This is a genomic window from Dietzia sp. DQ11-38-2 (assembly GCF_014145055.1).
Lineage (GTDB): Bacteria > Actinomycetota > Actinomycetes > Mycobacteriales > Mycobacteriaceae > Dietzia.
In genome coordinates this window covers 1-9,627 of sequence record NZ_JAALDW010000027.1, presented here as the reverse complement: position 1 = coordinate 9,627, position 9,627 = coordinate 1, and the positions used below count along the sequence as shown (strand labels likewise).

Annotated in this window: 9 protein-coding genes and 1 pseudogene; 5 read left to right on the top strand and 5 right to left on the bottom strand. The window is 68.7% G+C overall.

Annotated elements, in window-relative coordinates; translation table 11 throughout:
• Nucleotides 1-282 precede the first annotated feature (282 nt).
• The 3 genes from G6026_RS17850 to G6026_RS01115 form a co-directional block, all read right to left on the bottom strand.
• Entirely contained in the window at nt 283-1,479 is a 1,197-nt protein-coding gene (locus G6026_RS17850; RefSeq protein ID WP_309230187.1) for an SRPBCC domain-containing protein, read from the bottom strand.
• A 3-nt stretch (nt 1,480-1,482) separates the two neighbouring features.
• The gene (locus tag G6026_RS01120; protein WP_107758138.1) at nt 1,483-1,821 is read right to left on the bottom strand and encodes a metalloregulator ArsR/SmtB family transcription factor; all 339 of its coding nucleotides are present in this window, start codon (nt 1,819-1,821) and stop codon (nt 1,483-1,485) included.
• Nucleotides 1,822-1,890: 69 nt separating this feature from the next.
• Nucleotides 1,891-3,654, bottom strand: a complete 1,764-nt coding sequence (locus G6026_RS01115) for a lipase family protein (protein WP_241725936.1) — start codon at nt 3,652-3,654, stop codon at nt 1,891-1,893.
• 125 nt (nt 3,655-3,779) lie between these two features.
• Between G6026_RS01115 and arfB the strand changes: the two genes are divergently transcribed.
• Nucleotides 3,780-4,223 carry an alternative ribosome rescue aminoacyl-tRNA hydrolase ArfB gene (gene arfB / locus G6026_RS01110; RefSeq protein WP_182611989.1) on the top strand — a complete coding sequence of 148 codons (444 nt, stop codon included), beginning with the start codon at nt 3,780-3,782 and terminating at the stop codon, nt 4,221-4,223.
• Nucleotides 4,224-4,248: 25 nt separating this feature from the next.
• On the opposite strand, the gene G6026_RS01105 is transcribed toward arfB, so the two are convergent.
• The gene (locus G6026_RS01105; protein ID WP_182611988.1) at nt 4,249-5,025 is read right to left on the bottom strand and encodes an isocitrate lyase/phosphoenolpyruvate mutase family protein; all 777 of its coding nucleotides are present in this window, start codon (nt 5,023-5,025) and stop codon (nt 4,249-4,251) included.
• A gap of 294 nt (nt 5,026-5,319) precedes the next feature.
• Between G6026_RS01105 and G6026_RS01100 the strand changes: the two genes are divergently transcribed.
• The 3 genes from G6026_RS01100 (at nt 5,320) to G6026_RS01090 (ending at nt 8,518) form a co-directional block, all read left to right on the top strand.
• Nucleotides 5,320-7,554, top strand: a complete 2,235-nt coding sequence (locus G6026_RS01100) for an NADP-dependent isocitrate dehydrogenase (RefSeq protein ID WP_107756788.1) — start codon at nt 5,320-5,322, stop codon at nt 7,552-7,554.
• 151 nt (nt 7,555-7,705) lie between these two features.
• A complete protein-coding gene (locus G6026_RS01095; RefSeq protein ID WP_095719345.1) occupies nt 7,706-7,912 on the top strand; it encodes a dodecin in 207 nt (68 codons plus the stop codon).
• Between the two features lie 84 nt (nt 7,913-7,996).
• Nucleotides 7,997-8,518, top strand: a complete 522-nt coding sequence (locus G6026_RS01090) for a nucleoside deaminase (protein ID WP_182611987.1) — start codon at nt 7,997-7,999, stop codon at nt 8,516-8,518.
• A gap of 23 nt (nt 8,519-8,541) precedes the next feature.
• On the opposite strand, the gene G6026_RS01085 is transcribed toward G6026_RS01090, so the two are convergent.
• The gene (locus G6026_RS01085; protein WP_182611986.1) at nt 8,542-9,210 is read right to left on the bottom strand and encodes a mismatch-specific DNA-glycosylase; all 669 of its coding nucleotides are present in this window, start codon (nt 9,208-9,210) and stop codon (nt 8,542-8,544) included.
• A gap of 106 nt (nt 9,211-9,316) precedes the next feature.
• Here G6026_RS01085 and G6026_RS01080 point away from each other — a divergent pair.
• Nucleotides 9,317-9,627, top strand: a pseudogene (locus G6026_RS01080) (hypothetical protein); the annotation flags it as partial.

The window sequence follows — 9,627 nt, the reverse complement described above, 5'->3', positions numbered from 1 at the left end:
GGCCGGCACCGGCCGGCGGATGTTCCAGCTCATCACGTGGAGGCACGGTTCGCGCACGCGGCCGATGAGTGACGACGGCTCGGGCGGCGCGGCCTGGGCGACGCCGGGGTCGTGCGGTGCCATCGTGCGGTCCTCGAATCCGGAGCGGGTGGTGGATGCCCAGTCTATTGGTGAGGCCGACGTCGTGCCGATGCCGCTGCCGCCGGCCGTGCAGGACCTGCGCGAGTGCGCTCTACTCCGGCTCCGCGTCCCAGGCGGTCTCTGGTGAGCCCCGGCGATTCCTCACACGCCTGAGGTCGTCCGCGGCCCCGGCGTGCGACGACGCCAGAAGCTCAGGTGGATGACCCCGCTGGGGGAGGGTGTCGACTCGATGTGGAACCGCTCCTCGAGCCCCTCCACCCCGTCCCACAATCGTTCACCCCGACCCAGGATGACGGGCACCACGACGATGTGCATCTGGTCGATCAGGTCCGCCCGGAGGAACTGACGGATCGTGCTCGCTCCCCCGCCGATGCGGACGTCCAGGCCACCTGCCAGTTCGCGCGCGGCGTCGAGCGCCGTGGCGGGGTCGGCGTCCATGAAGTGGAACGTGGTGCCGCCGTCCAGCTCCAGCGTCGGCCTGGGGTGATGGGTCAGGACGATCACCGGCGTGTGGAAGGGCGGGGTGTCTCCCCACCAGCCACGCCACGGGTCGTCCCCCCATGGACCCCGGGTGGGGGAGAACTTGTTACGGCCCATGATCTCCACGCCGACACCCGTGTTCCATCGGCTCGCGAACGTCTCGTCGACCCCGACCGAGGCCTCTCGGTCCCCGTGGAATCCCATGTCCTGAAAGGTTCGTGTCGGTAGCGCCCACTCCAACAACCGGTGCCCGGCGTGACCGAAGGGCGCCTCGAGGCACTGCCCCTCCCCCGTTCCGAACCCGTCCAGCGAGACGGAGAAGTTGTGGACCCGGACCAGTTGCCTCCGGACCCCCGGCTCCCCTTGTCCGGCGGCGAGCTCGGCGACGTGGGCCGCGAGGTTGGCCAGGGTCTGCTCGCCGCCCTCGACGGCGTGGTACTCCTGCGCCGCGCGATCGCGGAGCTCCCTCGTGGGGAAGATCGTGCGGAACTCGACACGGGTCCCCCCGCCCTCGGACTCGAAGTCCAGGACGGACTCGAACGCCTCCGGATCCTCCGCGGACTCGCCGTGACGCAGCGCGATCCGCTCCGACGGGACGATCTCGCGCCAGGTGATCCACTCCTGGTAGTCGGTTCCGTCCGGGCCGTGCATCACGAAGTCCCACACACCGTTCTCGCGGAACTCGAAGGACCGGGTGGTGGTGGTGAACCCCTCCGGTCCCCACCACCGGGCCAGGTGCTGCACCTCGGTGAACGCGCGGAACACCAACTCGCGCGGCGCGTCGATGTATCTCGTGATGACGATCTCGCGGTCCTCGGTCTCCCGCCCGGCCGGGTCGCCCCGCCTGTTCTCCCCCATGGTCTATTCCTCCTCGGCCCGCGCGATCTCGCGGACGTAGTCGTCCAGCCTGTCGAAGCTCTCGTTCCAGAACCGCTCGAACCCGCCGACCCACTCGTGGACGGGTCGGAGCCCGCCGGGATCGAGGTGGTAGATGCGCTGCTTGCCCTCGCGTCGGTCGCGCACCAGGCCGACCTCGCGGAGCACGCGCAGGTGCTTGGAGGCTCCGGGCTGGGTGATCCCCAGCTCCACAGCCACCTCGGTCGCCGGCCGCTCACCCTCCCGCAGGAGCACCAGGATCTCCCTGCGCTGTGGTTCGGCGATCGCGTTGAACACGTCCGAGGTGGTGGATGCGCGTGCCATGACAGGGATCATATTCCTATATAGGAAATTATCAAGACTCTCGTCGCCTCGACGTTGTGCGGCACCTGCTCAGCAGGTGGGCGTGGGGGCCACCCGGTTCCAGCGGTCGAGGGTCCAGGAGACGAGCTGCGGGGTCAGCGGGGAGTCCGCGGCGACCACTCCGTTGTGGTCCCGGCCGGGGAAGGTCCGATAGTCGAGCGGTTCACCGTCCGCGCATCTGGCGTCCACCCACTCCTGTTGCATCGCCGGTTTGACCAGCGGGTCGGCCAGCCCCTGGGCGATCAGCACGGGCGCCGGCCACGGGCCGGTCGGCGAGTTCTCCCGCAGCTTCTCCCCCAGATCGCCGTCGAGCACCGAATCGGGGAACACCTGCTCCGGGATCTGGGTCCCCCGGACCAGCGCGGCGATCGCGTCCTGCTCGTTGAAGCACAGCTCGCCGATCTTCTCCACGCCGTGCGCGGTGCCCGGGTTGAGCCGCCCGGCCAGATCCAGCTCGGGGAAGACCTCGTTCCACGAGTGGGCGATGTAGGCGGAGACCGTCTTACCGCCCACCTCGCCCTTGCTCATCTCGGCGAGGGTGTAGAGGTCGGTGGCGGGGGCCATACCGGCTATGCCGAGCACCGTGAGTTCGGGGGCGTAGTCCTCGGCGATCTGGCCGGTCCACAACGCACCGTGCCCGCCCTGGGAGTGCCCCCAGACCACGGTGTCGCTGCTGAGGTTCAGGCCGTCGAGCTGCTGCGCGGCGCGGGAGGCGTCGAGGACGTTGCGCGCCTCCACCTCTCCGACCAGGTACGGGTGCATTCCCGGCGTGCCCAGACCCGAGTAGTCCGAGATCACCCCCGCCCAGCCGTGCTGGATCACCATCTGCGTGAGCGCCTCTCCCGCACCGTCGGCGAACGGGGTGGGACTCAGCGACGGCGCGCATCGCGGGACGATGCCGGTGGTCCCGTGCGCGACGCTGAGCAGCGGGAGGGGGTCCGCGGTGCGGTCACCCGGGGCGATGACGGTGCCGCTCACGGCCACGACGGAGTCGTCCGGCGCTGTACTGGTGTAGAGGATGCGCCAGGCGTCGGCCCCGGGGGGGACGCCGACGGTGAGGGTCTCGGCCTTGAGCAGCATTCCGGCTTCGGCGGGTAGTGGCTCCGAAGAGGTGTAGAAACCGTCGGGTGCCGGGCGGTCGTCCCCGCGCAGCAGCACGGCGCTGCCGATCGCGAGCGCGACCACCACCAGGAAGACCGTCACCGCGAGGATCGTCCGTCCCCATCGGCGGAGGAGTCCCGACTCCGCCCTGTCGGTCGCTCGTGACCGTCGGCGGTGGAACCATGGATCCACAAGCCCGCGCAGCCCCACGAACACCAACCACGCGCCCACCGCGTACCTGATCAGCTCGATCGCGAGAACCGGCCAGACCAGGCACAACAGCCCCAACAGGACGGCGGCGGTGCCGCTGAACAGTCCCGCCACCCGGCGGTCGGTCTCGCTCCGGACCGCCGCCACGATCGTGTGGACCCCGTGCACGATCAGCGCGGTGACCATGACCCAGAGCAGGCTGCGAATACTCGCGGACTGCCACACCAGCACCACGATTCCCGCCACCACCATGGCAACACCGGTGAGCATCCGCGTCCACCGCCGGGAGTGTCCGGCGCCGTCGACGCCGATCACCGTCGCGAGTCCGACGACGACGAGACCGATCCCCGCAAGCCTGACGATCTCCGGGAGGTCGAGGTGGGCCAGGATCACCAGGGCTCCCAGGGCGATCGACGCGATCGCCAGGATGATCCCCGCGGCCCGCCTGTTCCTCCCGACCCGTTCGTCGACCTTCTCGCTCATCGTCATCCCCTCGCACCGGGCTCGGATCCTCATGCCGACGGCACGGAACGCCCAGATGTGAAGATATCCCTTACCAGCGTGCGTCATGGTTATGCCGGGGATGTCGGCGGCGCACACTGGACGTCATGGACGATCTGCGAGTGATGCCCGGCCCGGGCCTCTCCCACGGTCTCCGCGTGCCCGCAGGAGAGCTCGTCGAGCAGTTCTCGCGGTCCTCGGGACCCGGCGGTCAGGGTGTCAACACCACGGACTCCCGTGTGCAGTTGAGCCTGGACCTCGCCACGACCACGGCCCTGAACGACGCCCAACGCGCCCGCGCTCTCGACCGGCTCGCACCGTCGCTCGCGGGCAGCGTCCTCACCGTCGCCGCGTCGGAACACCGGTCCCAGCGGCAGAATCGGCGGGCCGCGCGGGACCGACTCGCGGCCCTGCTCCGGGAGGCGCTCGCCCCCGACGCGGTCCGGCGGCCGACACGGCCGACCTACGGATCGCGCCTACGTCGACTGGAGGCGAAGAGTCGACGCTCACAGGCCAAAGCGGCCCGGAGACGCCCGGGCGCATCGGACTGACGCCACCCCCTACGGTCTGAACCCACTACTGGTCGGGGCCGGCCCAGTAGGAGAGCTGTTCGGTGGAGACCTTCGTGAGCCACATCTGCCACAGCGGGCCGAACGACACCCTTCGCACCCCAAGGTTCCTGAGGACGGCGAGGTCACCGGCGCCGTGGCCCTTCACGGGATGAGCGGTGACGTTGACCGGGATCGAGACCGCCCGCACGAGCCTGGTCACCTGATCCGCGGAGGTGAGGCCCACCGGGTAGACCGAGCGCGCACCCGCCTGTTCCATCAGCACGATGCGCTCGGCCGCCTCGGCGAGAGGGTCGGAGAAGACCTCGCCGCCCAACTTGACCGCGTCGGTGCGGCCGTTGATCACGAAGGGCACCCCGGCGTCGTCGGCCGCCCGGCGGGCGGCGGCGATGTAGTCGGCGTGCTCGTGCTTGTCGCGGACCCGGTCGCCCTCACCGTGGACCACGTCCTCGATGTTGGCGCCGACCGCGCCGGCCTCGAGCAGGCGGGCGATCAGCTCGTCCGGGGCGAGTCCGTAGCCGGATTCCACGTCCGCGCTCACCGGGAGGTCGACCGACCTGGCTATCCTGCCCACCACCTCGAGGTACTCGCCGAAATCCATCTGTTCGCCGTCGGCGCTCCCGATCGCGTCGGCGACCGGGTGGCTCCCCACGGTGAGTCCCTCGAACCCCACGGCCGCGGCGATCCGGGCACTCCAGGTGTCCCAGACGGTGGGGAGGACTACCAGGTCGCCCGACTCGTGCAGAGCTGCCAGTTCCCGTGCTCGTCGATCCACATCGGTCATCGTCGACGCCTCCTCGGCTGTAGCTGTCCCACGAGCCTAGGCCTGTTCGGCACGCCGCGTTCAGGACCCGGAGGGCACGCCCCGGTCGGGGTCCCCAACTCCGGAAAACGCCGCGAAGGCGTGCGCTGTCGGTCACAGTGCAGGGTGACGCCGAGACGATCACCGAACGCGCATGTGCACCGATCGACCACACCGGGGGTTATGGCGACGCCGACCCGGCTCGGGTGATGATGGTGCAGGCGTGCTGATGCCGTTCCACAAGAACACGATCAGCCTGAAACGAAGAGAGCCGACATGACCCAAGGCAGACAGAAGATCATCTACACCCTCACCGATGAGGCACCACGACTGGCCACGGAGGCCTTCCTCCCGGTCGTCCGCACGTTTGCGGACGCCGCCGACATAGACGTCACGACGAGCGACATCTCGGTCGCCGCCCGCATCCTGGCCGCGTTCCCCGACCGGTTGACCGACGAGCAGAAGGTGCCCGACAACCTGGCCGAGCTGGGTGAGCTGACCCAGAAGCCCGGCACCAACATCATCAAGCTCCCCAATATCAGCGCCTCGGTGCCCCAGCTGAACACCGCGATCGCGGAGCTCCAGGCCAAGGGTTACGACATCCCCAAGTACCCGTACGATCCCAAGACCCCGGAGGAGGTCGAGGCCGCCGAGCGGCTCTCGGCATGCCTGGGCAGTGCCGTGAACCCGGTGCTCCGCCAGGGCAACTCCGACCGCCGCGCCCCGAAGGCTGTCAAGGAGTACGCCCGGGCAAACCCGCACTCGATGGGCAAGTGGTCGATGGCGTCGCAGACCCACGTCGCGCACATGACGCACGGCGACTTCTACGCCGGCGAGAAGTCGATCATCCTCGACCGGGCCTGCGACGCACGCATGGAGGTCGTGACCCCGGACGGCGAGACCCACGTCCTCAAGACGGTCCCCCTCGAGAAGGGCGAGGTCGTCGACTCGATGTTCATGAGCAAGAAGGCGTTGCTCGAGTTCTACGAGGAGCAGCTCAACGACGCCAAGGAGACGGGCGTCATGTTCTCGCTCCACGTCAAGGCCACCATGATGAAGGTCAGCCACCCCATCGTGTTCGGTCACGCCGTGAGGGTCTTCTACAAGGAGGCCTTCGCCAAGCACCACGATCTGTTCGAGGAGCTGGGCATCAATGTCAACAACGGCATGGTCGACCTCTACAACAAGATCGATTCGCTTCCCTCCTCCAAGAAGGAGGAGATCATCGAGGACCTGCACCGGTGCCACGAGTACCGGCCGGAGCTCGCGATGGTCGACTCGGCGCGCGGCATCACCAACTTCCACTCCCCCTCGGACATCATCGTCGACGCGTCCATGCCCGCGATGATCCGCATCGGCGGGAAGATGTACGGTGCCGACGGCCGTAAGAAGGACACCAAGGCGGTGATCCCCGAGTCCACGTTCGCGCGGATCTACCAGGAGATCATCAACTTCTGCAAGACCAACGGGGCGTTCGACCCCACCACGATGGGCACCGTCCCGAACGTCGGCCTCATGGCCCAGAAGGCCGAGGAGTACGGCAGCCACGACAAGACCTTCGAGGTGCAGTACGACGGGGTCGCGAACATTGTCGACGCCGCCACCGGCGAGGTCTTGTTGTCCCAGAACGTCGAGGCCGGCGACATCTGGCGCATGTGCACCGTCAAGGACGCACCGATCCGCGACTGGGTCAAACTCGCCGTGGACCGCGCCCGCGCGTCCGAGATGCCCGCGGTCTTCTGGCTGGACCCGTACCGGCCGCACGAGAACAACCTCATCACGCTGGTCAAGAAGTACCTCGAGGACCACGACACCGAGGGCCTGGACATCCAGATCATGTCGCAGGTGCGTGCCATGCGGTACACCCTCGAGCGCGCGTGGCGTGGCCTGGACACCATCTCGGTGACCGGCAACATCCTGCGCGACTACCTCACCGACCTCTTCCCGATCCTCGAGCTGGGCACCAGCGCCAAGATGCTGTCGATCGTCCCACTCATGGCGGGCGGCGGGCTCTACGAGACCGGCGCGGGAGGGTCGGCGCCGAAGCACGTCCAGCAGCTGGTGGAAGAGAACCACCTGCGGTGGGATTCGCTCGGTGAGTTCCTCGCCCTCGGGGCGAGCCTGGACGACCTCGGCCGGAAGGACGACAACCCCAAGGCCACGATCCTGGCCAAGACGCTCGACACCGCCACCGGCAAGCTGTTGGAGAACCGGAAGTCGCCGTCCCGCGTCACCGGCGAGCTCGACAACCGGGGTAGCCAGTTCTGGCTCGCGCTGTACTGGGCCCAGGAGCTCGCCGAGCAGACCGACGATTCGGACCTGGCCGCACACTTCGCCCCGTTGGCCGAGAAGCTCACGGCCGACAAGGACACGATCCTCGGCGAACTGCTCGAGGTCCAGGGCAAAGAGGTCGACCTGGGAGGGTACTTCCAGCCCTCCGTCGACAAGCTGCGCGAGGTCATGCGGCCCAGCGCGACCTTCAACGCCGCCCTCGAGAGCCTCGGCGGATGACTCGACAGCTCGGCTGATCGACTGTACGATCTGATCGCCCCCGCCGGCCGCGCGCCGACGGGGGCGGTGTCGTACGGGGGCGATCGCATCCGACGCAGCGAGGTCGCGGATCGCGATAGGGTGAGCCCGGTCACACTATCTGGAGGGCACCATGAACCATGTCTACAGCGTCACCGAGATCGTCGGATCCTCCCCCGAGGGAACCGACGCCGCCGTCGCCAATGCCATCGCCGAGGCATCCAAGACTCTGCGCAACCTCGAGTGGTTCGAGGTGCAGTCCGTCCGCGGAAAGCTGGACGGCGACCGGGTGGCCCACTGGCAGGTGACCATCAAGGTCGGGTTCCGACACGAATCCTGAGCGTCGTCGGACCTGACTCCCCATATCACCAACTACCGTCGCGCCCGGCTGCCGTCGCGCGGAGCAACCCTGCAAGGAGACCCAGTGAACACCACGGTCGAGTCCCGCCCTGTGGGAGCCGACGACCTCGTCCACCTGCGCAGCTGTGTCGACCTGGCGAGGCGGGCGCTGGAGGCGGGGGACAAGCCGTTCGGGTCGGTGTTGGTGGACGAGGCCGGGACGGTGCGCTTCGAGGACCGCAACCGCGAATCGAGCGGGGACGCCACCAGCCATCCGGAGTTCGCGATCGCGAAATGGGCGGCGGAGAACATGCAGCCGGAGGAACGCGCGGCCAGCGTCGTATACACCTCCGGCGAACACTGCGCGATGTGCAGCGCCGCCCACGCCTTCGTGGGGCTCGGGCGCATCGTCTTCGCCTCCAGCGGTGCTCAGTATGCGGGCTGGAAAGCCGATCTCGGCATGGAGCCCGGGCCGCTCTCTCCGCTCGGCATCAGCGACGTGGCCCCGGGAATCCCCGTGTCAGGCCCGGTCCCCGCCCTGGCGGAGGAGATCCGGGTTCTGGTCGAGAAGTCCGTCCGCTCCGGTCGCGGAGAGAACGTCACCTGAGGGGCCTACGGGTCGGTGGCGCGTCAGCCCGCGGCGGAGTGCCGACTCTCCTCGACCGCGTTCCAGACCTCCCGCCAGTGTTCGGCCAGGGAGTCGAGAGTCTCGTGCGCGTTCAACCCGCTGGGCTGCGGAAGCACCCACAGCGTGACCTCGCCGGGCCACCCAGCGACCTCCGAGGTGTTCTGCTTCCCGTAACCAGCCTTCGGCAGTGCGAACGCGGTCCGGAAGGCCGTGATCCCCGCGACGGCCACGACTCGGGGCTTCAGTTCCCCGGCCAGCGTTGTCACGCGCTCCGCGCCCGCGCGCAGTTCCTCCCGGGTGAGTTCGTCCGCCCTCGCGGTCGCCCGGCCCACAAGATTCGTCATCCCGAGCCCCCGCGAGAGGAGCTGTTGCTCGTCCGGGGCCGACAGTCCCTCCGCGGCATCCACGACGTGATCGGTCAGCCCCGCCCGGTGCAGTGACGGCCAGAACCGGTTTCCCGGCCTCGCGAAGGGCGCGTTGACGGCCGCGGTCCACAAGCCCGGATTGACCCCGACGATGAGAAGTCGCAGCTGCTCGGCGTCGGCGGGCAGGACGTCGTCGACCGCGTGCGGGTCGTCGGTGGCGAACCGGGCGAGCTCGTCGCGCTTCGGGCGGCGCCCGCCCATCGGTGAGGGGCGCCGTGGAATGCCGGTCACGACCAACTGAGCCATGCTGCGAGGCTAGCGCGGCGCGACGCGTGCGCGCCGTACGGTCCAGTGAGCGCGCGATCCCGGAATGAGGACGCCATCTGACCTATCGGCCTGTCAGGCTCGAGCCATGAGCACGACGGACAACCGCGCGACGCAAAGCCCCGACTCACCCCTGATCGTGGAGCACGTCGATCAGTGGCGGGAGTGGCTCACGACACACGACGACACCTGCGACGGGACCTGGCTGATGCTCGCGAAGAAGGGCGTCACTCGCCCCACCTCGCTCTCCTACCACGAGGCGCTCGAGGAAGCACTCTGTAGCGGATGGATCGACGGGCAACGACGGACCTACGACGACACGACGTTCGTGCAACGGTTCACCCCCCGCCGCGCGCGCTCCATCTGGTCGCTGCGGAACGTCGAGATCGTCGCCCGCCT